Origin of the sequence: Bradyrhizobium sp. ORS 375 (assembly GCF_000239775.1) — a bacterium.
Taxonomy (GTDB): Bacteria; Pseudomonadota; Alphaproteobacteria; order Rhizobiales; family Xanthobacteraceae; genus Bradyrhizobium.
In genome coordinates, this window is record NZ_CAFI01000480.1 from 1 (window position 1) to 26,956 (window position 26,956).

Consider the following 26,956-nt stretch of genomic DNA (forward strand, 5'->3'; position numbering starts at 1 on the left):
CCGGCAAGGGCTTTGCGGTCGTGGCCGCGGAGGTCAAGACGCTCGCCAACCAGACCGCGAAAGCGACGGAGGAGATCACCTCCCAGGTCGCCGGCATCCAGTCGGCCACCAAGGCCTCGGTCGACGCCATCCAGGCGATCTCCTCGACCATTCAGCGCGTCAACCAGATCGCCTCGGCGATCGCGGCTGCTGTCGAGCAGCAGGGCGCGGCCACCCGCGAGATCGCCCGCAACGTGCAGCAGGCCTCGGAGGGAACCAACGCGGTGTCGCAGAACATCTCGACCGTCTCCGAAGCGACCGCCGCCACCGGCCAGGCCGCCGGCGGGGTGCTCGACTCCGTCCGCACCCTGTCGAAGCTGTCCGCCGACCTCCGCCACGATGTCGACCAGTTCGTGAGCCAGCTGCGCGCGGCGTAGCGCTCTGGAAGTTATCCATAACTGTCGGCGCCACGGCCGGTGTCATTCCGGGGCGCGCGCAGCGCGAGCCCGGAATCCATCGGGCGGCAGGTGATGCGGACGGATGGATTCCGGGCTCGTGCTGCGCACGCCCCGGAATGACGACCTCCATGGTGGCAGACGGGCATGCGTCCCCAACGACATTGCGGCATGCCGAGAGCGCAGTGCTCGGGGCCGCGAAATGGTGTATCCGCGAGTAACTGGCGGCGCCTCCCGGGGCATGTCCGCCAAAAGGAATAAGCTCCCGGAGGAACTCCATGTCGGCGCTGCCGCTTTCTGGCATCAAGATTCTCGACCTCACGCGCGTGCTGGCCGGACCGCTGTCCGCTCAGATGCTGGCCGATCTCGGCGCCGAGGTGATCAAGATCGAGCGGCCGGGCACCGGCGACGACGCGCGCGCGTTCGGCCCGCCCTACCTGAAGGACCCGGAGGGCAAGGCCAACAACAACAATTCGTTCTACATCTGCGCCAACCGCAACAAGAAGTCGGTCACGGTCAACATCGCCTCGCCGGAAGGGCAGGAGATCATCCGCGCGCTCGCGAAGGACTGCGACGTGTTCATGGAGAACTACAAGGTCGGCGACCTCAAGCGCTACGGCCTCGACTACGAGGCCATCAAGGCGGTCAATCCCGACGTGATCTACTGCTCCGTGACCGGCTTCGGCCAGACCGGGCCGTATGCGCCGCGTGCCGGCTATGACGCGATCTTCCAGGCGATGGGCGGGCTGATGAGCGTCACCGGCCACATGGACGGCGAGCCGGGGGCAGGGCCGATGAAGGTCGGTCCGTCGATCGTCGACTACATGACCGGCATGAACACCTCGATCGGTATCCTCTCGGCTCTGTATCACCGCGACGTCAATGGCGGCGGCGGCCAGCATGTCGACGTTTGCCTGTTCGACACCGTGATCGCCTCGCTGTCGCATTACGCGCAGATCTTCCTGATCAACGGCAAGTCGCCGCCGCGCCGCGGCACCTGGGGCAATGGCGGCATGCCGGCCGGTGTGTTCCGCTGCACCGACGGCGAGCTGATGCTGGTGGTCGGCAACGACGCGCAGTTCGCGCGCACCTGCGCGGTGTTGGGGGCACCGGAGCTGGCTACGAACCCGAAATTCGTCAAGAACAACGAGCGCGTCGTCAACGGCAAGGAGATCATGGCGATCTTCGCCGGCCTGTTCCTGAAGAACTCGGTCGCGCATTGGCTGGAGGAGCTGGAGAAGGCCGGCGTCCCTTGCGGCCCGGTGAACGATTTCGCCCACGTCTTTGCCGATCCGCACGTCCGCTCGCGCGGCATGGAGGTGAAGGTCGATCACAAATTCGAGCCGCAGCTGTCGGTGATCCGCAACGCGCTGACCTTCTCGGGGACGCCGATCACCGACTACCGCGCGCCGCCGCTGCTCGGCGAGCATACGCAGGACGTGCTGTCCGGGCTCGGCTATGACGAAGAGAGGATTGCGGCGTTGAAGCAGCAAGGGGTGGTGTAGGGCACATAGCCACCTCCGGTCCGCGCCGCTCTCGCGGTGCGGACGACGATGCGAGCGAGAACAGTCCGCTCCCTCCACCGTCATTGCGAGCGCAGCGAAGCAATCCAGGCTGGTGGGCGGAACTCTGGATTGCTTCGCTGCGCTCGCAATGACGGGGAGAGGGCGTCGAACCCCATTGTTAGTGTGCGTGGCGGCGCTGGTGCCGCCTCGCCTTGTATCGCGGCGCGTGATAGCGCGGCTCTGCCACGTGTGACGCAGGCTGCGGCGCCCCGAGCTGCTGCCGCGATTCCTGCAGGCGGCGTTGATAGCCGGGCGAGTTCATGATGTTGGCGGCGGCGCCGCGGGCGAACACCGGCTCGCTGGCCGAGACCATCGCAAGCACCGTGGCGGTGATGGCCATGATCAATCGCAGGCGCGGCGTCATCGGGCTTGCTCCATTTTAGCGCGCCTCGCGCGCGGCGACCTTCGGCGCTGACTTTGCCGCCGGCGCCCGCGCGGTCAAGCCGAGCACAGCGGCGCGCACGACGCGGTCGATCACATCCTCGACATCGTCTAGGTCGCAGCGGCCGTCCGACAGCTTGGTCAGGCGCTCGCTCTCGCGGATCGTGTGGTGCGCCATGGCCAGCGCGAAGTTCAGGCCCCAGAACAGGTCGACCTCGGAGCTGTCCGGCAGCGCCCGCTGCATGGCCGCCGCGAATTTGCGCAGATGGTCGATTTCCTTGGTCTTGATGCGGCGGATCGGTGGCACCGATTCGATCGAGGCGCGGATCATGAACTGCGCCACTGGCGAACGCTGGTTTTCCGGCCCCAGGCAGCCGCGCAGGATCGGGCCGACCAAAGCGCGCAGGATGGCGCTGATGTCGGCGCGGCCGCCGCCGGCATCCTCGGCTTCGCGTAATTCGCGCAAGCGCTCGCGGTTGAGCGCGATCGACCGCGTCACGAACAGCTCGGCGATCAATTCGTCCTTGGAGCCGAAATGATAGTTCACCGCGGCGAGATTGACGTTCGCCGCCGCCACGATGTCGCGCAGCGTGACGTCGGAGAAGCCGCGCTCGGCGTAGAGCCGCTCGGCCGCCACGAGGATCGCAGTCCGGGTCTGGTCGGTCGCCATGCGTGCTCCCCCGTTGCGTTTCAAACAATTGTATGAAACTATTGTTTGAGACGGCCGGAATGTCAATCGCGGTGCTTCCGTGGGGCGACATTTCGGCGCTGCAGCGACGCTCTCCGCGAAATCGTGCCGCGCAAGAACGCTCTTGCGCGGACGCGGCCCGCGGACCGACACTGCGGCCCAACAAGGTTCGAGGAAACACCCAAGGAGAGTCCCATGGACTTCACGATGTCGGCGAAGCAGCAGGAATGGCTGGAGCGCGTGCGCAGCTTCATGACCAAGCATGTCCGCCCGGCGGTGCCGATCTACAAGCAGCAGGACGCCGAGGGCGACCGCTGGAAGGTGATCCCGATCCTCGAAGACCTCAAGGCCAAGGCGAAGGCCGAAGGCCTCTGGAACATGTTCATGCCGCCGTCGCCGCACGAGGACGACGAGTTCCGCGGCGCCGGCCTCACCAACCTGGAATACGCGCTGCTGTCGGAGGAGATGGGCCGCATCGCCTGGGCCTCCGAGGTGTTCAACTGCTCGGCGCCGGACACCGGCAACATGGAGGTGTTCATCCGCTACGGCACCAAGGAACAGAAGCGCAAATGGCTGCGCCCGCTGATGGACGGCGAGATCCGCTCGGCCTTCCTGATGACCGAGCCGGCGGTGGCTTCCTCCGACGCCACCAACATCGAGACCCGCATCGTGCGCGACGGTGATCACTACGTCATCAACGGCCGCAAATGGTGGTCGTCGGGTGTCGGCGATCCCCGCTGCAAGATCGCGATCCTGATGGGCAAGACCGATCCGTCGGCCGCCAAGCATCAGCAGCAGTCGCAGATCCTGGTGCCGCTCGACACGCCCGGCATCAAGGTCGAGAAGATGCTGCCGGTGTTCGGCTTCGACGACGCGCCGCACGGCCACGCCCAGGTGCTGCTCGAGAACGTGCGCGTGCCCGCGGAGAACATCCTGCTCGGCGAGGGCCGCGGCTTCGAGATCGCGCAAGGCCGTCTCGGCCCCGGCCGCATCCATCACTGCATGCGCACCATCGGCAAGGCCGAGGAGTCGCTGGAGAAGATGGTGCGCCGGCTGATGACGCGCACCGCGTTCGGCAAGAAGATCATCGAGCATTCGGTGTGGGAGCAGCGCATCGGCGAGGCGCGCACCAACATCGAGATGTGCCGGCTGTTGTGCCTCAAGGCCGCCGACATGATGGACAAGGTCGGCAACAAAACCGCGCAGGGCGAGATCGCCATGATCAAGGTCGCCGCCCCCAACATGGCGCTGAAGATCATCGACGACGCCATCCAGGCGTTCGGCGGCGCCGGCGTGTCCGATGATGCGGGTCTCGCCAAGGACTACGCCAATATCCGCACGCTGCGCCTGGCCGACGGCCCCGACGAGGTGCACAACCGCGCCATCGCCCGGCTCGAGATGAAGAAATACGCCAACGAGCCGCGCCACTAAGTGTAAACTCGTCGGGTGGGCAAAGCCTCCGGCTGTGCGCGCAGTCGGGTGCGTGCCCACCATTTCGAGTTCGAGGTCACACGGTGGGCACGCTGCGCTTTGCCCACCCTACGAATGCGAATGCCGGGGCTCACCGCTCCTGTCATTCCGGGGCGTCGCGCAGCGTCGAACCCGGAATCCAGAGATGAGTCCGTCAAGATCGAGATTCCGGGTTCAGCCCTGTCGGGCTGCCCCGGAATGACGAACCAGCCAGAAGGGAGCCTCGTCGTGGCCGACGGCGTCAAGAAGGACGAAGAATTCTCCGGCACCAAGCCGGTCGAGGAGCGGCATCGGTTCGACGAGGCCAGGCTCGCGGCCTGGATGGCCGAGCATGTCGAGGGCTATGCCGGCCCGCTGACCGTGCTGCAGTTCAAGGGCGGCCAGTCCAACCCGACCTATCGGCTCAACACGCCGTCGCGCTCCTACGTGCTCAGGCGAAAGCCGTTCGGCAAGCTGCTGCCGTCGGCACATGCGGTCGACCGCGAATTCCGCGTCATCGCCGCCCTCGGCAAGCAGGGCTTTCCGGTCGCGCACGCCTATGCGCTGTGCAACGACGACGGCGTGATCGGCTCGGCCTTCTACATCATGTCGATGGAGGAGGGCCGGGTGTTCTGGGATCCGACCCTGCCGCATGTCGCCGCGACCGAGCGCCGCGCGATCTTCACCAGCAAGATCGAGACCTTGGCGAAGCTGCACACCTACGATCCCGCCGCGATCGGCCTCGCCGACTTCGGCAAGCCCGGCAACTATTTTGCCCGCCAGGTCGACCGCTGGACCAAGCAATACCGCGCCTCGGAAACCGAGCATCTGCCGGAAATGGAGAAGCTGATCGAGTGGCTGCCGCGCACGCTGCCCACGCAGCAGCGCGTCTCGATCGTGCACGGCGACTACCGGCTCGACAACATGATCTTCCATGCGACCGAGCCGCGCGTGATCGCGGTGCTCGACTGGGAGCTGTCGACGCTGGGCGATCCCATGGCCGACTTCACCTATCTCCTGATGCAGTGGATCATGCCGGGCCTTGCCGGCGTGGATCTGAAGGCGCTGAACATTCCGACCATGGAAGAGGCCGCGGAGATCTATCGCGGCGTGACCGGCACGGAGCTGCCGGATCTCAACTGGTACTTCGCCTACAATCTGTTCCGCCTCGCCGGCATTCTCCAGGGCATCATCGGCCGCATCCGCGACGGCACCGCCGCCAACGACAAGGCGATCGAGTCGGTCAAGCGCATGGTGCCGATGACCAAGCAGGCCTGGGCCTACGCGCAGAAGGCCGGGGCGACGGGGTAGTCGTAGTTCGTGGCCCGGATGAGCGAAGCGACATCCGGGGTCAACGCTGCTGTCGGTGAAGCACCCCGGATGTCGCTTGCGCCTTCGCCCGTCGGGCTTCGGCTGACAAGCGGCACATTCGGGCTGCGCAGCGAACGCGCGTCGGCGGAGGTGCTCAACGACCGCCACCACCGCCGCCGCCACCTCCACCGCCGCCACCGGCCGTGGTCATCGAGCTGCTGTAGCGCGGGTCGGTCTGCTTCATATAGATCGGCGAGGTGTCGCGGCTCTGGCGGCGCATGGCCTGCTGAACTTGCATCTCGGTGCCGCAGGCCGTCCAGGAGACGAGCTCGCAGCCCGGCCACTGAACCTCGCGTGCGCTTGCGCTCGTCATGGCTGCGCCGACTGTCAGGGCGCTGATACAGGTGAGCAAAGCTAGCTTCGATAGTTTCGACATGGTGTCCATCCTTCGTTTCGGCGAGGCCGGAATGGTCCGCTTGCGAGGTTCGACGACACGTCGGAGCCGGCGGTTCGAAGATGTGGGCCGGAAAAATCCCGCTGGCGCTCGAGTTCTCGCTTGAACCCGATCACCATTTGCAGCGACGTGACGCCGACCGCTGCGGCGTCGATGCATGAGGTCAGAAGCGCGCGAATCATTCCGCGGGCCCACCTCGATTGCTCGCTTCGGCCCAGGTCTGGCCACCCTCGATCTAGCTGTCTCAAGGAAAAAAGTTCGCCAGTACGATCAAGGTGATCGCGACTTCCAGTTCGGCGAATTGAAAGAATTCTCTTTCGCTTTTCCGAAATTTATGATTTGATCCAGCCATCCCGTCCCACCGAAGGGGCGTTGCGCGCGATCGTCACGACACGCGGGGCGGGGAGCGGTGGCCGCGATCCTGTCGCAGCGTAGCCTGGCTATGCGGACGAACGGCAGGGCGCGGACGTGAAGTCGCAGCGTGCTGGCACCCCGATGCTGGTGCTACGTTCGCGACGGCGCTTGCGCGCCGCGCGGATCATGGTGGCCAACAAGCCCGGCGCACCAGGCAGACTGCGTATAAGCGTGAAGACCATCGCGCAGGGAAGGCCGGGTGTTGTCCGGCTGCACCTGTGGTACCTGCCGCCTGCATTCTTTTTCGCAGGCGGGCCGCAGGCGTCAGCCGACGCCTGGCCTTCCCTGCGCCCTTCGATTGCGAGGGGCGGTGAGTTCTTGGGATCACTCGGGCGCGATAGCGTTGCGGGAATCAATGCGCATGTTTGGATATCGTCATTGCGGCCAAGCATCGACAGCTCGAACGCGCTGGCGGTGCGCAGGGGCGGGATCCATACGCCGCAGCAGAAGTGTTGGGCAAAAAGCCAATCGTCAGCCTGCCTCAAACCGCTCCCTGGGGGTATGGGTCCCCGCGTTCGCGGGGACGACAGCGGAGTTTGTTGCGCGCAACTGGGCTGCAAGAGCGGCAGTCGCGCAGCAACAACAGGTGTCATCCCCGCGAACGCGGGGACCCTTACCGCGTGATCTCTCGTGGGATGTCGCTGTCAGTTGCCTGCCTCATTCCGATCGGTGGGTCTGGGTCCCGGCGTTCGCCGGGACGACAGCGGAGAGTGTGGCGGCAGCTCGGCTAAATCGGCTTGCCCGCATACGGCATCGAGGCCGTGAGGCCGCCGTCGACCGGGAAGGCCTGGCCGTTGACGTAGGAGGCTTCGTCGCTGGCGAGGAACAGGGCCATGGCGGCGATCTCGTGCGGCTGGCCGGCGCGCTTCAAGGGATTGAGCTGGCCGATCTTGCCCTCGGTGCCGCGCTCCTTGGCGCCGTCGAAGATCGGCTTGGTCATGCCGGTCTCGATCAGGCCGGGACAGACCGCATTGATGCGCACGCCGGTGCCGGACAGCGAGTAGGCGGTGGTCTGCACCAGGCTGATGACGCCGGCCTTGCTGGCGGCGTAGGGATGGCCCGACGCGCCCGACTTCAGGCCGGCCACGGAGGCCGTGCAGACGATGGCGCCGCGCTGCTGCCGGACCATGTGCGGCATGGCGTATTTCACCGCGAGGAACGGGCCGATCAGGTTGATGCGCAGGATCTCCTGCCAATGCTCGACGGTCTGCTCGGCGATCGGTTTCAATCCGCCGGAGATGCCGGCATTGGCCCAGATGACGTCGAGCTTGCCGTAGGTCGCGACCGCACGATCGATGAAGCCGGAGACATCGGCTTCGGATCCGGCATCGGCGAGCACGGCTTCGGCGATGCCGCCCTGCTGCTTGACCATGTCGACCGTTTCCTTGACGGCCTCGCTGCGATCGACCGCGATCAGCCGCGCACCTTCCTTCGTGAACATCAAGGATGCCGCGCGGCCGATGCCGCTGCCGGCGCCGGTGATGATAACGGATTTGCCTTCGAGGCGGCCCATGTTTCCTCCTGTTGTCGTTGTGATCAGTTGCGTGCCGCGCAACGGAATTCAAACATCGTTTCAAACGTGCCGGGATCGCCGGGCGGCTTGAGACGGACTTGAGACCATCTGAGCCTTCACGTACAGCGAGAGACCGGCAGAGGGAAGGGTGAGCGATGACGAGTAATGGCGGCAAACCTTCTGTGGTCACCACGCGCTGGTGGTGGGTGCGCCACGCGCCGGTGCGCAGCGACGGCGGCAACATCTATGGGCAGTCGGACATCGCCTGCGACACCTCCGATCGCGAGGTGTTCGAGGCGGTCGCCAAGATCCTGCCGCGCAGTGCGGTGTGGTATGCGAGCAATCTGATGCGCACGCATCAGACGGCCGAGGCGATCTGGCAGGCCGGCTTCCCGCGCCCCGCTGACATGGTCAAGGAGGCCGCCTTTGCCGAGCAGCATCTCGGCCAATGGCAGGGCATGAACCGCGCCGCCTTCCTGGCGAGCCGTCCTGCCGGCAGCCACTGGTTCGCCGCGATCGACGAGCCGGCACCGGGCGGCGAGAGCTACATGGACCTGTACACGCGCGTGACCGCCGCGATCGGGCGGATCACGGTGGCGGAAGCCGGCCGCGATGTCATCGCGGTAGGGCATGGCGGCACCATCAAGGCGGCGGTGGGCCTCGCGCTCGGCGGGCTGGTCGAGAAGGGGCTGGCGTTCGACATCGACAATTGTTCGGTCACCCGGCTCGATCACATCGTGGCCGGCGACATCAGCACATGGCGCCTGCCGATGGTCAATCAGCAGCCCTGGATGGCCGATGCCGCGCACCGCGCGATGCATCAGCCGGCCGGGCCGGAGGTCAAGACGAGCAAGCTGGCGTGAAGAGACACGCGGTTGTTCGGAAGGTCGCATATGAGCAGTGAGACTCTCTGTGCGCCCGCACATTCAACTGTCATCGTCCGCGAAGGCGGACGATCCAGTACACGCCGGCCTTTCGGGTCCCACGACCGCCGCGGCGTACTGGATGCTCCGCCTGCGCGGAGCATGACGGCAGTAGGTGGGACGGCTTCCATCCGCCCGGCGGCGATTCAGACCTATTAACGAGCTAACAACTCAAGGAGGAACTTTCCATGACCCTGTTCGACATGACCGGCAAGGTGGCCGTCATCACCGGATCGACGCGCGGCATCGGGCTCGCCATTGCCGAGCGCATGGCCGAGCACGGCGCCAAGGTGGTGATCTCCTCGCGCAAGGCCGATGTCTGTGATGCCGTCGCCAAGGAGCTCAATGACCGCTTCGGCGCCGGCACCGCGGCCGCGGTCGCCGCCAATATCTCCAGCAAGGAGAACCTGCAGAACCTCGTCGACGAGGCCAACCGCATCTATGGCCAGATCGACGTGCTCGTCTGCAACGCCGCCTCGAACCCGTATTACGGACCACTGGCCGGCATCTCCGACGATCAGTTCCGAAAGATCCTCGACAACAACATCGTCGCCAACAACTGGCTGATCAGCATGGTCGTGCCGCAGATGATTGCAAGAAAGGACGGCTCGATCGTCATCGTCTCGTCGATCGGCGGCCTCAAGGGCTCGACCATCCTCGGCGCCTACGCGATCTCCAAGGCGGCCGACATGCAGCTCGCGCGCAATCTCGCCTGCGAATACGGCCCGCACAATGTGCGCGTGAACTGCATCGCGCCCGGCCTGATCAAGACCGACTTCGCCAAGGCGCTGTGGGACAATCCGGACAACCTGAAGGCCTCGACCGCGCGCTCGCCGCTGCTGCGCATCGGCATCCCGGATGAGATCGCAGGGGCTGCGGTGTTCCTGGGCTCGGCCGCGGGCAACTTCATGACCGGCCAGACCATGGTGATCGACGGCGGCGCGACGATCAGTTGAGGTCGACGCTGTCTCTGCGCTCTCCGTCATGGCCGGGCTTGTCCCGGCCATCCACGTCGAGCGGCGGGTGTCGATGCACGTGGATGCCCGGGTCAAGCCCGGGCATGACGACGGATAGAGTATACGTCCCTCACTCCACAGACACTCACCACTGTCGTCCCGGCGAACGCCGGGATCCATAACCACCGGCCGTTGTGAGGCAGGCAACTGGCAGTGACATCCCTCGACAGATCACGGGGTATGGATCCCGGCGTTCGCCGGGATGACGGCGGTGGATGTTGCCGCATCCGGGCAAACGATCGAGTTGCCTCACTCCACGGCCGCGTAGACCACGTCGCGCACCAGCGTGCGGAGGTAGTCCCGCTGCCCCGGGGCCTGGGCCATGAACACGCAGAACAGCTCCTCCTTAGGGTCGATCCAGAAGAAGGTGCCGGCGATGCCGCTCCAGAAGAAGGTGCCGGGCGAGCCCGGGAAGGGGGCGATGCCGGCGTCGCGGCGGACGGCGAAGCCGAGGCCGAAGCCGTGACCGGGCGACAGCAGGGTGCCGACCGTCTTCACCTCGGGGCCGAGATGATCGGAGGCCATCAGCTCCAGCGTCTTGCGGCCGACCAGCCTGGTGCCGTCGAGGCTGCCCTTGTTGAGCAGCATCGCGCAGAAGCGCGCGTAATCCATTGTGGTCGCGACCAGCCCGCCGCCGCCGGATTCCATCACCGGCTGCTCGGTCATCTTGAACAGGTTGACGGCCTCGCCCGTCCACGGGTCCTTGGCAAAGGGCTCGGCCAGCCGGCCGGCATTGGCCTCGCTGGTGAAGAAGGCGGTCTCGTTCATGCCGAGCGGTCTGAGGATCCGCTCGGTCAGGAACGCGCCAAGCGATTGACCCGAGACCACCTCGATGATCCGCCCAAGGATGTCCGTCGAGCGGCTGTAGTTGAACTCCGCACCCGGCTGGCAGATCAGCGGCAGGCCGGCGACGATCGAAGCGTGCTCGGCATTGCTGATCTTGCGGCTGCGCACCCTGGACTGCTGGTAGAGCTGGTGCACCGGCCCGGTGCCGGTGTGCTCGTAAGCGAGACCCGAGGTGTGGCGCAGCAGGTCCTGCACCGTCATCGGCTGGGCGACCGGCACGAGCTCCAGCTTGCCGCTGACGTCGACACCGACCTTCTGGTCGCCGAACTCCGGAATGAACTTGGCGACCGGGTCGGACAGCAGCAGATCGCCGTCCTCCGCCAGCATCATGATCCCCAGCGACACGATCGGCTTGGTCATCGAGAAGATGCGGAAGATCGAATCGGGGCGCATCGGCGTGTCGGCGTCCGGCGCCTGCCGGCCGATCGCGTCGAACCAGCCGATCCGGCCGCGCCGGCCGACCAGCAGGGTGGCGCCTGGGATCGTGCCCTTGTCGGCCTCGCGCTTGAACGCGTCCGAGGCCCGCTGCAACCGCGCGGCAGACAGTCCAAGCGCCTCGGGCCGGTCATCCGGCAGCGGCGGGCTCAGGGAGCGCAGCGCAGACAGCGGCATGCTGGGGGCGGGGGACGGGGTCATGGGCTCTCCCTTGGGCAGTATTGTTTTGGGCAATGTTGTCGGTTTGCATCAAGTCTGGCGCGGAAGTTGTGGTCTGACCAGTCGATTTGCCCCAATGCACCCTTGCATTGGAGGGGAGGTCTATGCTTGAAAGCGCCCGAACCGGCGACGCAGTCCCGGCTCGCTAGGAGTGTAGCTCAATTGGTAGAGCACCGGTCTCCAAAACCGGGGGTTGGGAGTTCGAGCCTCTCCACTCCTGCCAGCGAGATCAAGCACTTAAGACCAAAATCGACGAAGACAGTTTGCCCGGGGCCCGCGATGCGCGAGCCCCGAATGCATTTTGGGCGGTCCCTATTGTTTCACATAGGGGCAGTTGCCGTCCTTCAGCGGCCGGAACACCTGGTCGCCGGGCACCTCCGCCAGCACCTTGTAATAGTCCCAGGGGCCCTTCGACTCCTCCGGCTTCTTGACCTCGAACAGGAACATCGAGTGCACCATACGGCCGTCCTCGCGGACCACGCCGTTGTCGGTGAAGGCGTCGCGGACAGGAGTCTCGCGCATCTTGGCGAGCACCGGCTTGGTGTCGCGGGTGCCGGCGGCCTTCACCGCGTTGAGATAGTGCAGGGTGGCGCTGTAGGTCGCCGCTTGGTTCATGGTCGGCATCCGCTTCATCCTGTCGAAGAACTTCTTGCCGAAGGCGCGGGTGCGGTCGTTGAGGTCCCAATAATAGGCCTCGGTGATGATCAGGCCCTGCGCCAGCTTCAGGCCGAGGCTGTGGATGTCGGAGATGAACATCACGATGCCGGCGAGGTTCTGGCCGCCGGCGACGATGCCGAACTCGGCGGCCTGCTTGATGGTGTTGATGGTGTCGCCGCCGCCATTGGCCATGCCGATGATCTTGGCCTTGGAGGCCTGGGCCTGCAGCAGGAAGGACGAGAAGTCCTGGTTGTTCAGCGGATGCCTGGCGCTGCCGACCACCTTGCCGCCGGCCGCGCGCACGACGTCGCCGGTGTCGCGCTCGATCGAATGGCCGAACAAATAGTCGGCGGTGATGAAGAACCAGGTGTCGCCGCCGTTCTTGACGATCGCCTGGCCGACCGTGTGCGCATTGCCGTAGGTGTCATACGTCCAGTGCACGGTATAGGGCGAGCAGGATTTGCCGGTGATGTCGGAGCTCGCCGCGTCCGTCACGATCATCAGCTTCTCGAACTGCTTCGACATCTCCATGCCGGCGAGCGCGGTGGCCGAAGTCGGCATGTCGATGACCATGTCGACGGCTTCGTTCTCGTACCATTTGCGCACGATCGAGGCGGCGATGTCGGCCTTGTTCTGCGGATCGGCGCTGATCACCTCGATCGGCTTGCCGAACATCGTGCCGCCGAACTCCTCGATCGCGAGCTTGGTCGCCTCGAGATTGCCCTGGCCGCCGATGTCCGAATAGACCGACGAGAAGTCGCTGAGCACACCGATCTTGAGCGGCGCCTGGGCCCGGGCGGGAGCGGCGGTGAGAGCGAGAGTGGCAAGGCCGACGGCCGCAAGGCGCATCACGCCCTCGCGCGAGGCAAAGGTCATAGGTTTCCTCCTGATTATTCTTGTGCTGGCGAGAATGAGCGGGGGCCGCAGGCGCGGCAAGGGCCGGAACCGCTCCTTCCCGGGCATTTCGTCGCGGCAGCTGCTCAACCTGCCGTGGTGCGGAAATGCCCTGCCGCGGCACGAAAAACCGGCCCTGGGCAAGGCAGCGGGTGCGGGACACGAGCCCGGCATGATGAGGACCGAGGTTCGGAAGCGATGTTGGCCGCCGCGACAACAAGGCGCAGCCGCAACCGGCGCTTCTCCGGGATTCTACCGAGGCCGGGTCGAGATCAACTTAGCAAGCCTTTAAGCCAGCTTTTATTGACTCGCTCTGCAGGGGGCTCTCGCAGGCGTTCAATGGCGATCGCAAGGCAGCAGACAATCGACCGTGGACCGCTGGCAGGAACGCTCTGTCTCCAGTCCGATCCGTCGGCGATGATGGAGTGTGCCGTTCTGCGGCTCACCGATCACTGCGCCGTGGTCGCGCTCGAGCGCGAAACCAGGCTTTCGGATGCCTGCGACCTCGTCGTTCCCGAGGCGGCCTTGCACCGGTCATGCAAAACGGTCTGGCAATCGGGCAACGAGCTCATCCTGGAGTTCGAGCCTCTTGCTGTCGACGGCGCAAGACCGGCCACTCATCATCGGTCGAGCTGTGTCGGCGCGCTGTTGGCGCTTCGCTCAGTCTTCGATGAGATCCAGAGTGGCATTCTGCTGTTGAGCAAGGATACGCATGTCCAGTTCTGCAACCTGACCTTCCGCCAGATGTGGAACATTCCCGATGAGCTGGTCGAGGGCAGGCCCGCCTTCGGCGACGTCCTGAAATTCTGCATCGATGCGGGCTCGTTCGATCTGGGTGATGTCGACGCCGATGCGCATGTCAAGGCGCGGATCCGATCGATCGAGGCGGGAGACTCTCGGCCGATCGATCTGCGCCGTCCCGACGGTCAGGTCATTCGCGTCCAATGCACGTCCCTGCCGGACGGCGGACATCTGCTGACCTACACCAGGATCACGGACATCGTGAGGCACTCCGACGAGCTCGACGTGCTGCGAACGGCGCTGGACCGCATCCAGGATGGCGTGCTGCTGCTCGATGAAAATCTCAACGCGCTGTTCATCAATGCGCGAATGCGGGAGTATTTCGGCGTCACCGAGCAGCAGGCGGCGGAGTATCCGTCCTATGCGAAACTGCTTGCTGGAACGCCGAGCGCCGGCCTCTACGGCATGTCGTCGGAGGCGTTCGAAGTCCATTGCGCTAGCCGCATCGCGGCGGTGCGTGCAGCCGATCCCGCGGTGATCGATCTCAAGGTCGGCGACGACCTCAATGCGCGCGTGTGTTGCACCGAGATCGGCAACGGCGGCCGCATGCTGACCTATACCGACATCACGGACCTCGCTCGGAACGCCAAGCAGCTTGAGAAGCTGGCGACGGTCGACGCGATGACCGGGGTGTTCAACCGGCGGCACTTTCTGGTCCTGGCCCAGGCCGAATGGAGCCGCTTCCAGCGCTATCATCGTCCGCTTTCGGTGCTGATGATCGATATCGATCACTTCAAGTCGGTCAACGATCAGTATGGGCATGCGGTCGGCGACGAGGCGATCGCCGCGCTGGCCGGCGTGTGCCGGCGCGACCGGCGCCGCGCCGACGTCGTCGGGCGCCTCGGCGGCGAGGAGTTCGCGGTTCTCTTGCCGGAGACTGAGCAGGCGCAGGCTTTGTTGATTGCCGAACGGATTCGGAACCAGGTCGGCGCCTGCGTGCTGGCGCGTCCGGGCGGGCGCTTCAACATGACCATCAGCCTCGGGATCGCGATGGCGGCACCGGACATGTCGGATGTCGGCGACCTGTTGAAGGCCGCCGACCGCGCCCTGTACGAGGCGAAAGCCGCCGGCCGCAATTGCAGCAGGGTCGCCGTGGAGCTGCCCGGCCACGCTGTCACGGCCGCCTAGCCCCGTGCCGACGCCATGACCAGGGGGCCGGCCGTGCCCGTATCTTGACCTTTGGCCGGCCGAACAGTAAATATCGTCTACCTGCAGCCGGCCCGCGACATGCGGATATCCGGCGCGGCTTTTCACTCCCCGAACAAGCGAGCCCGTGGTTTCCGGCTCATCTCTCCGACAAGAGGGTGGGCAGCGGTCGGCTGTTCGGTTTTCCCAGTCAACTCTTCAAACGTCCGATCACGGACGCGGACCCCTGACGATGGCTACAAGCCCGTTCAAATTCCTGCAGGAAGTGCGCTCGGAGACCGCCAAGGTCTCGTGGCCGAGCCGTCGCGAGGTCACCATCACCACGATCATGGTGTTCGTGATGGTGGCGCTGGCCTCGGTGTTCTTCTTCGCCGCCGATCAGATCATCCGTTATCTCATCACCCTCGTGCTGGGCATCCACTGATGGCAATCGCAACGCAAAGCTCCGACAAGCGCTGGTACATCGTCCACGCCTATTCGAACTTCGAGAAGAAGGTCGCGGAGTCGATCCGCGAGCAGGCCAAGCAGCGCAATCTCGAGGATCTGTTCGAGCAGGTGCTGGTGCCGATCGAGAATGTCACGGAGGTGCGCCGCGGCCGCAAGATCAACGCCGAGCGCAAGTTCTTCCCCGGCTACGTGCTGGTGAAGATGAAGCTGACCGACGAGGCGTTTCACCTGATCAAGAACACGCCCAAGGTGACCGGCTTCCTCGGCGCCGAGAACAAGCCGATGCCGATCTCCGAAGGCGAGGCGATGCGCATCCTGAACCAGATGCAGGAGGGCGTGGAGCGGCCGAAATCGTCGGTGTCGTTCGAGATCGGCGAGAACGTCCGCGTCGCCGACGGCCCGTTCGCCTCGTTCTCCGGCGTGGTCGAGGAAATCGACGAGGCCCGTTCGCGCCTCAAGGTCGCGGTGTCGATCTTCGGCCGCGCCACCCCGGTCGAACTGGAGTTCAACCAGGTCGAGAAGGTGGTGGGCTAAGGCCGCTCTCTCCGCCGTCATTCCTGGGCAGCCCGAAAGGGCTGAGCCCGGAATCCATCACCCAAAAGGGTATGAGACGGCGAGCTGCCACTTCTGGAGTGCCTCAAACGGCATCCTGTGGCTATGGATTCCGGGCTCGCCCTCACGGGCGCCCCGGAATGACGGGAGGAGGGAGCTCGCGTGCTCCACCCTTTCCTTTTCGTCCGATCTCGTGTATCGGGCGCGCTTCGCTCCCCTGATGGGGGGGGCGATTTCGTTCGTGGGAGGCGCGGCCGGCTTTGCCAGCCGGATCAAAGCGCGCCGGACCACGGTCCCAAACCTCGCCCGACGGGTTTTGTCGCCTGGAGGGCGGTGCGTTCGCATCAGGCAAACACGCGAACGCGTTGGAGAATCAACAATGGCAAAGAAAGTAACCGGTTACCTGAAGCTTCAGGTTCCGGCCGGCGCGGCGAACCCGTCGCCCCCGATCGGTCCCGCGCTCGGTCAGCGCGGTCTCAACATCATGGAGTTCTGCAAGGCGTTCAACGCGCAGACCCAGAAGGAAGAGAAGAACACCCCGATCCCGGTGGTCATCACCATTTACGCGGACCGGTCCTTCACCTTCGAGATGAAGACCCCGCCGATGTCCTTCTTCCTCAAGCAGGCTGCCAAGATCCAGTCGGGCTCCAAGGCCCCGGGTCGCGACAAGGCCGGCAAGGTGACCAAGGCGCAGGTGCGCGAGATCGCCGAAAAGAAGATGAAGGACCTGAATTGCGACTCGATCGAGTCGGCCATGAAGATGGTCGAGGGCTCCGCCCGCTCGATGGGTCTGGAAGTTGCGGGGTAAGCGGCCATGGCGATCGGAAAGCGTTTGAAGAAGTCCCGCGAGGGGATCGACCGCACCAAGCTCTACCCGCTTGCTGATGCGATCAAGATGATCAAGGAGCGCGCCACCTCGAAGTTCGACGAGACCATCGAGGTCGCGATCAACCTCGGCGTCGATCCGCGTCATGCCGACCAGATGGTCCGTGGCGTCGTGATGCTGCCGAACGGCACCGGCCGTACGCTGCGCGTTGGCGTGTTCGCCCGTGGTGCCAAGGCCGACGAGGCCAAGGCCGCCGGTGCCGACGTTGTCGGCGCGGAGGACCTGGTCGAGAAGGTGCAGAACGGCAACATCGACTTTGACCGTTGTATCGCCACCCCCGACATGATGCCGCTGGTCGGCCGTCTCGGTAAGGTGCTCGGTCCGCGCGGCATGATGCCGAACCCGAAGATCGGCACCGTGACCATGGACGTCGCCGGCGCCGTCAAGGGCGCCAAGGGCGGCTCGGTCGAGTTCCGCGTCGAGAAGGCCGGCATCATCCAGGCCGGCGTCGGCAAGGCCTCGTTCGCCGAGGACAAGCTGGTCGAGAACATCAAGGCGCTGGCGGATGCGGTCGTGAAGGCCAAGCCGGCGGGCGCCAAGGGCACCTACGTCCAGCGCGTCGCGGTGTCGTCGACGATGGGCCCGGGCGTCAAGGTCGAGCCGGGCACCGTGCTCGCCTAAGCGGCCACGCATAGGTTAGACAGCAAGGGCGGGATCGTTCAACGATCCCGCCCTTCGCATTTTGGAGTCCCGGCCGCGATGCTCGACAAGGTCCTGATCTATTCCCGCCTCCCGAAATCGCTGACCCAGCGGTTTTCAGATCGCTTCGACCTTCTCGATACCGGCGGCAAACCGGCGCACGAGGTGTTTCCGGCAGGCGAGGTGGCGCAGGTCCGGGCGCTGATCACGGCTGGGGGGACGCCGCTCGGCGCGGCGGAGATGGACCGGCTGCCGGCGCTAGGCGCCATCATCTGCTACGGCACTGGCTATGACGGTGTGGACCTGAAGGCGGCGGCGGCGCGCAACATCGCGGTCGGCCACAGCCCTGGGGCGAACGCGGCCGCAGTGGCCGACGTCGCGGTGATGCTGATGCTGGCGAGCACGCGGCGGCTGGTGGTGGCTGACGCTTACGTCCGCAACGGCGGCTGGGCCACGTCCAAGCCGTCGCCGCTGATGAAGCCGCCGCCGAGCCTTTCCGGCTGCAAGGTCGGCGTCTACGGCATGGGCGAGATCGGCCGCAAGATCGCCGCGCGCGTCGCGGCGTTCGAGACCGAGGTCGGCTATTTCAGCCGCACCCGCTACGATGATCTGCCGTACCAGTATCTCCCGAGCCTCGACGCGCTCGCCGAATGGTGCACCGTGCTGATGATTGCGGTCCGGGCCAGCGCCGAGACCACCCACGTCGTCAATGCCGAACTCTTAAAGAAGCTCGGGCCCGAGGGCCATGTCGTCAACATCTCACGCGGCTCCGTGATCGACGAACAGGCGCTGCTGGCGGCGCTGAAGGACGGCGCCATCGCCGGGGCCGGGCTCGATGTGTTCGAGACGGAGCCGCACGCGCCGGATGAACTCACCTCACTGCCGAACGTGGTGGTTACGCCGCACATCGGCGGCAACACCCGGGAGTCCCACGTGGCGATGCAGGCCTGCGTGGTTGCCAATCTCACCGCGTTCTTTGCCGGAAAGCCGTTGCCGTATCAGGTCCGATAGATCCCGCACCGTTCTCAGCGGTTGAGGTCCAGCCGAAAACGATCCTGCAAGTCCCGTCGGAGCTTTGCGTCGATGACGGCCGCGATGCGGATCGCAGCGCGGTCGCGTAGCCGACGGGTTGCCTCGGTCGTCGTGGTTTCATCGTAGCTGTGAAACCATCCGACAGCCCTGAGGAACTCCTCGATCATCGCATCCGGCACACGATCGAGCTGGCTGCCGAAGTAGTCCCGCTGATGATCGCGAGGCCGGAAATAGACCTGGCCGAAGGCCAGGGTCCGCCGGACGAAGGCGGGGCTCGCATCCTGCCGAAGAAAGGCGAAGCGGCGATCCTGCTCGGCTGCAAACTCGTCGGGAGCAAAGCGGATCCGGCCGTCCTGCGCGATACGCAGAGCCTGCTCATATTGCCAGACCTTGAGATCGTTGCGCTGCTCGAAGATACGCAAGGCGCGTTCGGATTGAGCCGTTTCAAACGATGTGTTGAAGCCGAACTCGGTGTGCAAATTGTCAGACCCGATCGATGGATCCTGGATCCTGTCGAGAATCAGATCGACAAATCGGGCCTTCTCCAGCGGCCGAAGATGACGGAAGAATTCCGATGCCTTGCGCTCGACATTCGATCCCGAGAAGGCCCACTCGATCTTCGAGGCGACAATCCCGAGCACGTCGTCGCCAGTATAGTTCCTCCGTTGCAGCTCGAGCGCGAGATCGAGCGCGGCGTCGTGGTTCGGGCCTTTGGAGATCTCCGCCGCGCGCCTCGCCAGCTCGGCGTTGTCGACCTGCACGATATCGAGCGGGGCATTCCAATCAATGCCATAGACGGCCGCAGCCAGATCGGTCTCGGAAAAGCCGGGCTTGCCGGCCCATACAACCTGCCATGGCCCGCCAGCGCCGCCTTTCCAGAGCGACGTGGCGGGGGTGGGTCCGTCGCCGACCGGCCCGAACAGCGGCACATAGCTGAGGACCCTTCGTCGCTCCGAGCGCCATGTCGCGGCGACCGTTTCTTCGCCGTTTCGACGGATGCTGATCGTGCCCTCGGCGCAGCAGCCATAGGCCTGCTGCAAGGTCATGCGAACGACGAGCCCGTCGGGAATCGCGTCGATGGTCGTGGTTCTCAGGCACTGGTCGATCCGGCCCGCGGCCTGCAGCGAGTCGGACGCGCGCATATCGCCTGAGCTGCACTGCTGGACCTCGGCAAGCCGCGTCATCCGGATCAGCCCCGGGCCTCCTGTCCCGGCCTCGGTCGCCTGGACGTACTGGTCGATGGTCCCGTCCGCGAGGAGGCGGGCGTACCCCCGGCTGGATCCGTTGCCAACCACGGTCAGCGAACGGAGCTCGCGAAGGTCCGCCGGGACGTCGCGGCGAAACAAGACCGGATCAGCGCTGGATGCAACCATCGTGCGGTCGACGATGGAGGCCGCGCACCAGCACGCAAAGAAGACGGGGGGCGCCGCCATCAGCCCCGGCCGGTTGCGTGCCATGCCGTACATCAGCACCCCGGCGGCGACGGCGATCCAGGCTGCGTTCAGCGCTGTGAACAGCAGGGGTGCGAGAAAGAGAAACCAGGCCGCGGGGAACGGCGTGACCCCCAACCCCCCGTAGACGGCGGCGAGAATGATCAGGCCAGCCAGCAGCATGAGGGCGTGCTGGACCATGGATGGGGAGCGGGGGGACGGCGTCACGTGTTGCTTTCCGGAGTGCCAGCGCAGTGCTGCTGGCGGCATAGCACTCGCCACGATCAGTTTTGGTGAATCCGGCCCGCGCGAACTGCAACGTGTTGCAAGGGATGGCAAATGGATTCCACCCGGCGCGCGCCAATTTGGCCGCAGGCCCTCGGGACGGGCCTGCCGTTCTCGGACCCATCTCGTGCTGTCTCTCCGACTGAGGATAGCGAGCGCGGCGCTCCGCTGACGGCGTTGTCCTGTTCTTCTGCGCCCCGTTATCCCGGTGCCGGGCTCGATGTGTTCGCGACGGACCTCATGTGCGGGACGTGTTGGCCTGCAGCTGGCTCCGGGAATTAGATACCAGCGGGCATTGGCGGCGATGCATCCAACTGGTGCGATTTTTGCCCTGGGGGTCTTGGCAAGCCGTCATCGACCCGTTAAAGAACCGGCTTCCGGGCGGGTCGGCTTTTGCTGGCGCGCCCGTGCGCGCATTCCGAAAGACCTGGAGAGAGCCAGCATTCCTTTTGAGGATATCCGTTCGGATGACTCGGAAGGAAGAAGGATCTTTCTGCTCTCGAAATGCCGCAGGGGAGGTCGGTCCGCCGATCACCCCGAGTCCTGTCCGAGACTGCAGGCGCCGGCGCGGAAATCCAATTTCCTCAATGGCTTAATCATCCAGCCTGCATAGACGGGTGAAGACCGGATTTCGGCATGTCCTCTGCGCTTAGTCGTGGTGGCATGCAGGTTTGGTTCGAACCTCGACACTCCGCGAGCTCGTGAGAGCTTTGGGAAGGGCAGGCTATTCATCGCCGTTTTGCCTTGCGTGTCCTCGGGGTCTTCCGTCCGGAGGTCAGGTTTGGCGGGCGGCGGGTGCAACCCGGCGGTCCCGCTTTCGGGCGAAGACCGCCAACCGGAGAGAGCTTGCTGTGGAACGAGCGGCAAAAAAAGAGGCGGTCGAGCAGCTGCACGAGGTCTTCAAGACCACGGGCGTTGCCGTCGTCGCTCACTATTCCGGCCTTACCGTGGCTCAGATGCAGAACCTGCGCAAGCAGATGAAGCAGGCGGGCGCATCGGTGAAGGTCTCGAAGAACCGTCTCGCCAAAATTGCTCTTGAAGGCACGGACGTCGTCGGCATCGGTCCCCTGTTGAAGGGGCCGACCGTGATCGCAACTTCCAACGATCCTGTCGCGGCGCCCAAGGTTGCCATCGAATTCGCCAAGGCGAACGAAAAGTTCGTCATCCTCGGCGGCTCGATGGGCTCAACCGTCCTGAATGTCGACAGCGTGAAGGCTCTGGCCTCGCTGCCGTCGCTGGACGAACTGCGCGGCAAGCTCGTCGGCCTGATCCAGGCTCCGGCGACCAAGCTGGCCCAGCTCGCCAACGCTCCCGCGGCCAAGGTCGCGCGCGTCATTCAGGCTCATGCCTCAAAGGGCGAAGCGGCCTGACGCCCTTCGCAAACACTCACAACCTGGTTTCGAACCGAACCACACTAAAGGACTACATCAATGGCTGACCTGCAGAAGATCGTCGACGACCTCTCGGCCCTCACCGTTCTCGAGGCTGCTGAGCTCGCGAAGCTCCTGGAAGAGAAGTGGGGCGTGTCCGCCGCGGCCGCCGTGGCCGTCGCCGCTCCGGGTGCCGGTGGCGCAGCTGCCGCTCCGGCGGAAGAGAAGACCGAGTTCACCGTTGTCCTGGCTTCGGCCGGCGACAAGAAGATCGAGGTCATCAAGGAAGTCCGCGCCATCACCGGCCTGGGCCTGAAGGAAGCCAAGGACCTCGTCGAGGGTGCTCCGAAGCCGGTCAAGGAAGGCGTCAACAAGGAAGAGGCCGAGAAGATCAAGGGTCAGCTTGAGAAGGCTGGCGCCAAGATCGAGCTCAAGTAATCGGCGACTTCTTGTGGAGCGCCCCGCCGCCTGACGGCGATACGTGGCGCTTCCAATCGAATTTGGTGACCGGGTGGTAATATCGCCCGGTCATCATAAAGACAAAGACGTTTGCGGGGGTATCCGGATCGGCCGGAATCGTTGCAAAAGGCGTGCAACGGAAACGTCCGCTGCGGGCCGAACACGGAAAAGTGTGGAGATTTGGGGACGTCGCTCTCGAATCTCGACTATTGTCAACCCATATTGGGTCGGCAGCACGAAAAGCCGGTTGATCGGTGGAGTAGCGTCTCCGTCGTAAGCCGTTGGGAGATTGGCAATTTCGGGCTTTTGCAGTCCGTGACGAACTGGTTCTGACGAGCGGGTGCGCCCTCGCGCCTCGCGCGTCGTTTTGCGTTTTGGTGGTCTGAAGAACAGATCTGGGACGTTTCCGTTCCGCGTTCTGTCCCCAGGCCATTCGAAATGGATCGAAATTCAACCCGAGAGGGCGGTGGCAGCCGCTGTTTCGGAAGGATCGCCCCTCCGGGCGACGACATGAGAGGCCACGATGGCGCAGCAGACATTCACCGGTCGCAAACGTGTTCGCAAGTTCTTTGGACACATCAAGGAAGTCGCGGAGATGCCGAACCTCATCGAGGTTCAGAAGGCGTCCTATGACCAGTTCCTGATGGTGGACGAGCCGACGGGCGGCCGGCCGGATGAGGGCCTGCAGGCGGTCTTCCGCTCGGTGTTCCCGATCTCCGACTTCTCGGGCACCTCGATGCTCGAGTTCGTCCGCTACGAGTTCGAACCGCCGAAATACGACGTTGACGAGTGCCGCCAGCGCGGCATGACCTTCGCGGCCCCGCTCAAGGTGACGCTGCGCCTCATCGTGTTCGATATCGACGAGGAAACCGGCGCCAAGTCGGTCAAGGACATCAAGGAGCAGGACGTGTACATGGGCGACATTCCGCTCATGACCATGAACGGCACCTTCATCGTCAACGGCACCGAGCGCGTCATCGTCTCGCAGATGCACCGTTCGCCGGGCGTGTTCTTCGATCACGACAAGGGCAAGACCCATTCGTCGGGCAAGCTGCTGTTCGCCGCCCGCGTCATCCCGTATCGCGGCTCCTGGCTCGACATCGAGTTCGACGCCAAGGACATCGTGTTCGCGCGCATCGATCGTCGCCGCAAGCTGCCGGTGACGTCGCTGATGTTCGCGCTCGGCCTCGACGGCGAGCAGATCCTGTCGACCTTCTACAAGAAGCTGATCTACAAGCGCATCAAGGAAGGCTGGCGCGTTCCGTTCGACGCCAACCGCTTCCGCGGCTATTCGACCGTCAACGACCTGATCGACGCAGACACCGGCAAGGTCGTGCTCGAGGCCGGCAAGAAGCTCACCGTCCGTGCCGCCCGCCAGCTCCAGGAGAAGGGGCTGAAGGCGCTGCGCATGTCGGATGAGGAGCTGCTCGGCAACTACATCGCCGAGGATCTCGTCAACCCCAAGACCGGCGAGATCTACGCCGAGGCCGGCGAGGAGATCACCGACAAGCTGTTCAAGGTGCTGAACGAGCAGGGCTACAAGGACCTGCCGCTGCTCGACATCGACCACGTCAATGTCGGCCCGTACATCCGCAACACGCTCTCCGCCGACAAGAACATGACGCGTGAGGACGCGCTGTTCGACATCTATCGCGTGATGCGTCCGGGCGAGCCGCCGACGCTCGATTCCGCGCAGGCGATGTTCCAGTCGCTGTTCTTCGATGCCGAGCGCTACGACCTCTCCGCGGTCGGCCGCGTCAAGATGAACATGCGTCTCGAGCTCGATGCGCCGGACACCCAGCGCACGCTCCGCAAGGAAGACATCCTGGCGGTCATCAAGACGCTCGTGGACCTGCGCGACGGCAAGGGCGAGATCGACGACATCGACCATCTCGGCAACCGCCGCGTCCGCTCGGTCGGCGAGCTCATGGAGAACCAGTACCGCATCGGTCTGCTCCGCATGGAGCGCGCCATCAAGGAGCGCATGTCGAGCGTCGACATCGACACCGTGATGCCGCAGGACCTGATCAACGCCAAGCCTGCCGCTGCTGCCGTGCGCGAGTTCTTCGGCTCGTCGCAGCTGTCGCAGTTCATGGACCAGACCAACCCGCTGTCGGAGATCACCCACAAGCGTCGCCTGTCGGCGCTTGGACCGGGCGGTCTGACCCGCGAGCGCGCCGGCTTCGAGGTGCGCGACGTGCATCCCACGCATTACGGCCGCATCTGCCCGATCGAGACGCCGGAAGGTCCGAACATCGGTCTGATCAACTCGCTGGCGACGTTCGCCCGCGTCAACAAGTATGGCTTCGTCGAGACGCCGTACCGCAAGGTCAAGGACGGCCGCGTCACCGACGAGGTGGTGTATCTGTCGGCCATGGAGGAGGGGCGCTACCGCGTCGCGCAGGCCAACGTGCCGCTCGATGCCAAGGGCCGCTTCACCGAGGACCTCGTGGTCTGCCGTCACGCCGGCGAAGTCGTGCCGATGACGCCGGACAAGGTCGACTACATGGACGTGTCGCCGAAGCAGCTGGTTTCGGTCGCTGCGGCGCTGATCCCGTTCCTCGAGAACGACGACGCCAACCGCGCACTGATGGGCTCGAACATGCAGCGCCAGGCGGTGCCGCTGGTTCGCGCCGAGGCGCCGTTCGTCGGCACCGGCATGGAAGGCGTGGTCGCCCGTGACTCGGGCGCCGCGATCGCGGCGCGCCGCTCGGGCGTGATCGACCAGATCGACGCCACCCGCGTCGTCATTCGCGCCACCGAAGATCTCGATCCGTCCAAGTCGGGCGTCGACATCTACCGACTGATGAAGTTCCAGCGCTCCAACCAGTCGACCTGCATCAACCAGCGTCCGCTGGTGAAGGTCGGCGACATCGTCAAGAAGGGCGACATCATCGCTGACGGTCCGTCGACCGATCTGGGCGAGCTCGCGCTCGGCCGCAACGTGCTCGTCGCGTTCATGCCGTGGAACGGCTACAACTTCGAAGATTCGATCCTGCTCTCCGAGCGGATCGTGAAGGAGGACGTCTTCACCTCGATCCACATCGAGGAATTCGAGGTGATGGCCCGCGACACCAAGCTCGGTCCGGAGGAAATCACGCGCGACATTCCGAACGTGTCGGAAGAGGCGCTGAAGAACCTGGACGAAGCCGGCATCGTCTACATCGGCGCGGAAGTGCGCGCCGGCGACATCCTGGTCGGCAAGATCACGCCGAAGGGCGAGAGCCCGATGACGCCGGAAGAGAAGCTCTTGCGCGCCATCTTCGGTGAGAAGGCCTCGGACGTTCGCGACACCTCGCTGCGGGTTCCGCCGGGCGTGCAGGGCACGATCGTCGAGGTGCGCGTGTTCAACCGCCACGGCGTCGACAAGGACGAGCGTGCGCTGGCGATCGAGCGGGAAGAGATCGAGCGTCTGGCCAAGGACCGCGACGACGAGCAGGCGATCCTGGACCGCAACGTCTACAGCCGTCTCGCCGACATGCTGGACGGCCGCCAGGGCATCTCCGGCCCGAAGGGCTTCAAGAAGGACACCAAGATCACCCGTGCGGTGCTCGACGAGTATCCGAAGTCGCAGTGGTGGCTGTTCGCGTCGTCGAACGACAAGCTGATGGCCGAGATCGAGGCCATGCGGAAGCAGTACGACGAGTCGAAGAAGGGGCTGGAACAGCGCTTCCTCGACAAGGTCGAGAAGCTGCAGCGTGGCGACGAGCTGCCGCCGGGCGTGATGAAGATGGTCAAGGTCTTCGTCGCCGTGAAGCGCAAGATCCAGCCGGGCGACAAGATGGCCGGCCGTCACGGCAACAAGGGCGTCGTGTCCAAGATCGTGCCGATCGAGGACATGCCGTTCCTCGAGGACGGTACCCATGCGGACATCGTGCTGAACCCGCTGGGCGTGCCCTCGCGCATGAACGTCGGTCAGATCCTCGAGACGCATCTCGGCTGGGCCTGCGCCGGCCTCGGCAAGCGTATCGCCCAGACGGTCGATGCCTATCTGTCGAAGCAGGACGTCAAGCCGCTGAAGGAAACCTTGAAGCGGATCTACGGCGAGGACGAGACCATCAAGACGCTCAACGACAATGAGCTGCTTGAACTCGGTCACAATCTGAGCCGCGGCGTGCCGATCGCCACTCCGGTGTTCGACGGCGCCAAGGAGAGCGACATCGAGGAGATGCTGAAGCTCGCGGGCATGGACGCGTCCGGCCAGTCGACCGTGTATGACGGCCGCACCGGTGACCCGTTCGATCGCAAGGTCACCGTCGGCTACATCTACATGCTGAAGCTGCACCATCTGGTCGACGACAAGATCCACGCGCGTTCGATCGGCCCGTACTCGCTGGTCACCCAGCAGCCGCTGGGCGGCAAGGCCCAGTTCGGCGGCCAGCGCTTCGGCGAAATGGAGGTGTGGGCGCTCGAAGCCTACGGTGCGGCCTACACGCTGCAGGAGATGCTGACGGTGAAGTCGGACGACGTCGCCGGCCGCACCAAGGTCTACGAGGCGATCGTGCGCGGCGACGACACGTTCGAGGCCGGTATTCCGGAATCGTTCAACGTGCTGGTCAAGGAAATGCGCTCGCTCGGCCTCAACGTCGACCTGCACAACTCCAAGCTCGGACCGGCGCCGACGTCGGAAGCCGCCGAGTAGTTCAAGAGATCCGGCCCGGCCGCCTGTAGCGGCCGGGTGCCGGCGCCTTCCTCCCGCGGGTCGGGGCA

At 64.9% G+C, this 26,956-nt stretch carries 23 protein-coding genes and 1 tRNA gene; 17 read left to right on the plus strand and 7 right to left on the minus strand.

The genetic code is table 11. From position 1 onward, the window contains the following. Positions 1–416, plus strand: a 416-nt coding sequence (locus BRAO375_RS33155; protein WP_035643412.1) for a methyl-accepting chemotaxis protein, incomplete at its 5' end; no start/stop codon positions are given. A 296-nt stretch (positions 417–712) separates the two neighbouring features. Next, complete coding sequence (locus BRAO375_RS33160; protein ID WP_009031814.1) at positions 713–1,939, plus strand: CaiB/BaiF CoA transferase family protein; 1,227 nt, start codon at positions 713–715, stop codon at positions 1,937–1,939. Positions 1,940–2,117: 178 nt separating this feature from the next. On the opposite strand, the gene BRAO375_RS33165 is transcribed toward BRAO375_RS33160, so the two are convergent. Further along, positions 2,118–2,363 (minus strand): hypothetical protein, encoded by a 246-nt coding sequence (locus BRAO375_RS33165; RefSeq protein ID WP_009031815.1) that lies wholly within the window; start codon positions 2,361–2,363, stop codon positions 2,118–2,120. A gap of 15 nt (positions 2,364–2,378) precedes the next feature. After that, the gene (locus BRAO375_RS33170; protein ID WP_009031816.1) at positions 2,379–3,050 is read right to left on the minus strand and encodes a TetR/AcrR family transcriptional regulator; all 672 of its coding nucleotides are present in this window, start codon (positions 3,048–3,050) and stop codon (positions 2,379–2,381) included. Between the two features lie 213 nt (positions 3,051–3,263). Between BRAO375_RS33170 and BRAO375_RS33175 the strand changes: the two genes are divergently transcribed. Both BRAO375_RS33175 and BRAO375_RS33180 read left to right on the plus strand, forming a co-directional pair. Further along, positions 3,264–4,499, plus strand: a complete 1,236-nt coding sequence (locus BRAO375_RS33175; protein WP_009031817.1) for an acyl-CoA dehydrogenase family protein — start codon at positions 3,264–3,266, stop codon at positions 4,497–4,499. A gap of 267 nt (positions 4,500–4,766) precedes the next feature. Continuing rightward, on the plus strand, positions 4,767–5,828 hold the full coding sequence (locus BRAO375_RS33180) for a phosphotransferase family protein (RefSeq protein ID WP_009031818.1): 1,062 nt from the start codon (positions 4,767–4,769) through the stop codon (positions 5,826–5,828). A gap of 154 nt (positions 5,829–5,982) precedes the next feature. Here the strand turns inward: BRAO375_RS33180 and BRAO375_RS33185 are convergent, their stop codons facing one another. After that, complete coding sequence (locus BRAO375_RS33185; protein ID WP_349546116.1) at positions 5,983–6,201, minus strand: hypothetical protein; 219 nt, start codon at positions 6,199–6,201, stop codon at positions 5,983–5,985. A gap of 238 nt (positions 6,202–6,439) precedes the next feature. Between BRAO375_RS33185 and BRAO375_RS37800 the strand changes: the two genes are divergently transcribed. Continuing rightward, complete coding sequence (locus BRAO375_RS37800; protein ID WP_139031529.1) at positions 6,440–6,625, plus strand: hypothetical protein; 186 nt, start codon at positions 6,440–6,442, stop codon at positions 6,623–6,625. Positions 6,626–7,423: 798 nt separating this feature from the next. Here the strand turns inward: BRAO375_RS37800 and BRAO375_RS33190 are convergent. Then, positions 7,424–8,209, minus strand: coding sequence for an SDR family NAD(P)-dependent oxidoreductase (locus BRAO375_RS33190; protein ID WP_009031819.1), 786 nt, complete (start codon positions 8,207–8,209; stop codon positions 7,424–7,426). A gap of 155 nt (positions 8,210–8,364) precedes the next feature. On the opposite strand from BRAO375_RS33190, the gene BRAO375_RS33195 reads away from it, so the two are divergent. Beyond that, complete coding sequence (locus BRAO375_RS33195; RefSeq protein WP_009031820.1) at positions 8,365–9,072, plus strand: histidine phosphatase family protein; 708 nt, start codon at positions 8,365–8,367, stop codon at positions 9,070–9,072. A gap of 248 nt (positions 9,073–9,320) precedes the next feature. Next, positions 9,321–10,088, plus strand: a complete 768-nt coding sequence (locus BRAO375_RS33200; RefSeq protein WP_009031821.1) for an SDR family NAD(P)-dependent oxidoreductase — start codon at positions 9,321–9,323, stop codon at positions 10,086–10,088. Positions 10,089–10,397: 309 nt separating this feature from the next. Here the strand turns inward: BRAO375_RS33200 and BRAO375_RS33205 are convergent, their stop codons facing one another. Beyond that, on the minus strand, positions 10,398–11,630 hold the full coding sequence (locus BRAO375_RS33205) for a serine hydrolase domain-containing protein (RefSeq protein WP_009031822.1): 1,233 nt from the start codon (positions 11,628–11,630) through the stop codon (positions 10,398–10,400). 165 nt (positions 11,631–11,795) lie between these two features. On the opposite strand from BRAO375_RS33205, the gene BRAO375_RS33210 reads away from it, so the two are divergent. Next, positions 11,796–11,871 (plus strand) — tRNA-Trp (locus BRAO375_RS33210). An 89-nt stretch (positions 11,872–11,960) separates the two neighbouring features. On the opposite strand, the gene BRAO375_RS33215 is transcribed toward BRAO375_RS33210, so the two are convergent. Further along, positions 11,961–13,181 carry an ABC transporter substrate-binding protein gene (locus tag BRAO375_RS33215; protein WP_009031824.1) on the minus strand — a complete coding sequence of 407 codons (1,221 nt, stop codon included), beginning with the start codon at positions 13,179–13,181 and terminating at the stop codon, positions 11,961–11,963. 357 nt (positions 13,182–13,538) lie between these two features. Between BRAO375_RS33215 and BRAO375_RS35830 the strand changes: the two genes are divergently transcribed. From BRAO375_RS35830 to BRAO375_RS33250, 6 genes are all read left to right on the plus strand, one after another. Then, positions 13,539–15,128 carry a sensor domain-containing diguanylate cyclase gene (locus BRAO375_RS35830; RefSeq protein ID WP_009031825.1) on the plus strand — a complete coding sequence of 530 codons (1,590 nt, stop codon included), beginning with the start codon at positions 13,539–13,541 and terminating at the stop codon, positions 15,126–15,128. A gap of 250 nt (positions 15,129–15,378) precedes the next feature. Then, positions 15,379–15,570, plus strand: a complete 192-nt coding sequence (gene secE / locus BRAO375_RS33225; protein WP_006611822.1) for a preprotein translocase subunit SecE — start codon at positions 15,379–15,381, stop codon at positions 15,568–15,570. Next, positions 15,570–16,127 (plus strand): transcription termination/antitermination protein NusG, encoded by a 558-nt coding sequence (gene nusG, locus BRAO375_RS33230; RefSeq protein ID WP_009031827.1) that lies wholly within the window; start codon positions 15,570–15,572, stop codon positions 16,125–16,127. The genes secE and nusG overlap by 1 nt, the downstream gene beginning before the upstream one ends. Before the next feature lie 397 nt (positions 16,128–16,524). Beyond that, the gene (gene rplK, locus BRAO375_RS33240) at positions 16,525–16,953 is read left to right on the plus strand and encodes a 50S ribosomal protein L11 (protein ID WP_006611824.1); all 429 of its coding nucleotides are present in this window, start codon (positions 16,525–16,527) and stop codon (positions 16,951–16,953) included. Between the two features lie 6 nt (positions 16,954–16,959). Further along, entirely contained in the window at positions 16,960–17,652 is a 693-nt protein-coding gene (rplA, locus tag BRAO375_RS33245; RefSeq protein WP_009031828.1) for a 50S ribosomal protein L1, read from the plus strand. Between the two features lie 78 nt (positions 17,653–17,730). After that, positions 17,731–18,681 (plus strand): 2-hydroxyacid dehydrogenase, encoded by a 951-nt coding sequence (locus BRAO375_RS33250; RefSeq protein ID WP_009031829.1) that lies wholly within the window; start codon positions 17,731–17,733, stop codon positions 18,679–18,681. A gap of 14 nt (positions 18,682–18,695) precedes the next feature. Here BRAO375_RS33250 and BRAO375_RS33255 read toward each other — a convergent pair whose 3' ends face one another. Then, the gene (locus tag BRAO375_RS33255) at positions 18,696–20,315 is read right to left on the minus strand and encodes a hypothetical protein (RefSeq protein ID WP_139031530.1); all 1,620 of its coding nucleotides are present in this window, start codon (positions 20,313–20,315) and stop codon (positions 18,696–18,698) included. A gap of 953 nt (positions 20,316–21,268) precedes the next feature. On the opposite strand from BRAO375_RS33255, the gene rplJ reads away from it, so the two are divergent. From rplJ to rpoB, 3 genes are all read left to right on the plus strand, one after another. Beyond that, positions 21,269–21,787, plus strand: coding sequence for a 50S ribosomal protein L10 (gene rplJ / locus BRAO375_RS33260; protein ID WP_008963452.1), 519 nt, complete (start codon positions 21,269–21,271; stop codon positions 21,785–21,787). 60 nt (positions 21,788–21,847) lie between these two features. Then, entirely contained in the window at positions 21,848–22,225 is a 378-nt protein-coding gene (gene rplL / locus BRAO375_RS33265) for a 50S ribosomal protein L7/L12 (protein ID WP_009031831.1), read from the plus strand. Between the two features lie 544 nt (positions 22,226–22,769). Then, a complete protein-coding gene (rpoB, locus tag BRAO375_RS33270) occupies positions 22,770–26,888 on the plus strand; it encodes a DNA-directed RNA polymerase subunit beta (protein ID WP_009031832.1) in 4,119 nt (1,372 codons plus the stop codon). The last annotated feature ends 68 nt before the right edge of the window (positions 26,889–26,956 follow it).

What these genes read in the sequence shown, in the direction of transcription:
- BRAO375_RS33160 (WP_009031814.1), top strand. Translation starts at nt 713, where the DNA reads ATGTCGGCGCTGCCGCTTTCTGGCATCAAGATTCTCGACCTCACGCGC.
- BRAO375_RS33165 (WP_009031815.1), bottom strand. Translation starts at nt 2,363, where the DNA reads ATGACGCCGCGCCTGCGATTGATCATGGCCATCACCGCCACGGTGCTT.
- BRAO375_RS33170 (WP_009031816.1), bottom strand. Translation starts at nt 3,050, where the DNA reads ATGGCGACCGACCAGACCCGGACTGCGATCCTCGTGGCGGCCGAGCGG.
- BRAO375_RS33175 (WP_009031817.1), top strand. Translation starts at nt 3,264, where the DNA reads ATGGACTTCACGATGTCGGCGAAGCAGCAGGAATGGCTGGAGCGCGTG.
- BRAO375_RS33185 (WP_349546116.1), bottom strand. Translation starts at nt 6,201, where the DNA reads ATGACGAGCGCAAGCGCACGCGAGGTTCAGTGGCCGGGCTGCGAGCTC.
- BRAO375_RS37800 (WP_139031529.1), top strand. Translation starts at nt 6,440, where the DNA reads ATGAGGTCAGAAGCGCGCGAATCATTCCGCGGGCCCACCTCGATTGCT.
- BRAO375_RS33190 (WP_009031819.1), bottom strand. Translation starts at nt 8,209, where the DNA reads ATGGGCCGCCTCGAAGGCAAATCCGTTATCATCACCGGCGCCGGCAGC.
- BRAO375_RS33195 (WP_009031820.1), top strand. Translation starts at nt 8,365, where the DNA reads ATGACGAGTAATGGCGGCAAACCTTCTGTGGTCACCACGCGCTGGTGG.
- BRAO375_RS33200 (WP_009031821.1), top strand. Translation starts at nt 9,321, where the DNA reads ATGACCCTGTTCGACATGACCGGCAAGGTGGCCGTCATCACCGGATCG.
- BRAO375_RS33205 (WP_009031822.1), bottom strand. Translation starts at nt 11,630, where the DNA reads ATGACCCCGTCCCCCGCCCCCAGCATGCCGCTGTCTGCGCTGCGCTCC.
- BRAO375_RS33215 (WP_009031824.1), bottom strand. Translation starts at nt 13,181, where the DNA reads ATGACCTTTGCCTCGCGCGAGGGCGTGATGCGCCTTGCGGCCGTCGGC.
- BRAO375_RS35830 (WP_009031825.1), top strand. Translation starts at nt 13,539, where the DNA reads ATGGCGATCGCAAGGCAGCAGACAATCGACCGTGGACCGCTGGCAGGA.
- secE (WP_006611822.1), top strand. Translation starts at nt 15,379, where the DNA reads ATGGCTACAAGCCCGTTCAAATTCCTGCAGGAAGTGCGCTCGGAGACC.
- nusG (WP_009031827.1), top strand. Translation starts at nt 15,570, where the DNA reads ATGGCAATCGCAACGCAAAGCTCCGACAAGCGCTGGTACATCGTCCAC.
- rplK (WP_006611824.1), top strand. Translation starts at nt 16,525, where the DNA reads ATGGCAAAGAAAGTAACCGGTTACCTGAAGCTTCAGGTTCCGGCCGGC.
- rplA (WP_009031828.1), top strand. Translation starts at nt 16,960, where the DNA reads ATGGCGATCGGAAAGCGTTTGAAGAAGTCCCGCGAGGGGATCGACCGC.
- BRAO375_RS33250 (WP_009031829.1), top strand. Translation starts at nt 17,731, where the DNA reads ATGCTCGACAAGGTCCTGATCTATTCCCGCCTCCCGAAATCGCTGACC.
- BRAO375_RS33255 (WP_139031530.1), bottom strand. Translation starts at nt 20,315, where the DNA reads ATGCTGCTGGCTGGCCTGATCATTCTCGCCGCCGTCTACGGGGGGTTG.
- rplL (WP_009031831.1), top strand. Translation starts at nt 21,848, where the DNA reads ATGGCTGACCTGCAGAAGATCGTCGACGACCTCTCGGCCCTCACCGTT.
- rpoB (WP_009031832.1), top strand. Translation starts at nt 22,770, where the DNA reads ATGGCGCAGCAGACATTCACCGGTCGCAAACGTGTTCGCAAGTTCTTT.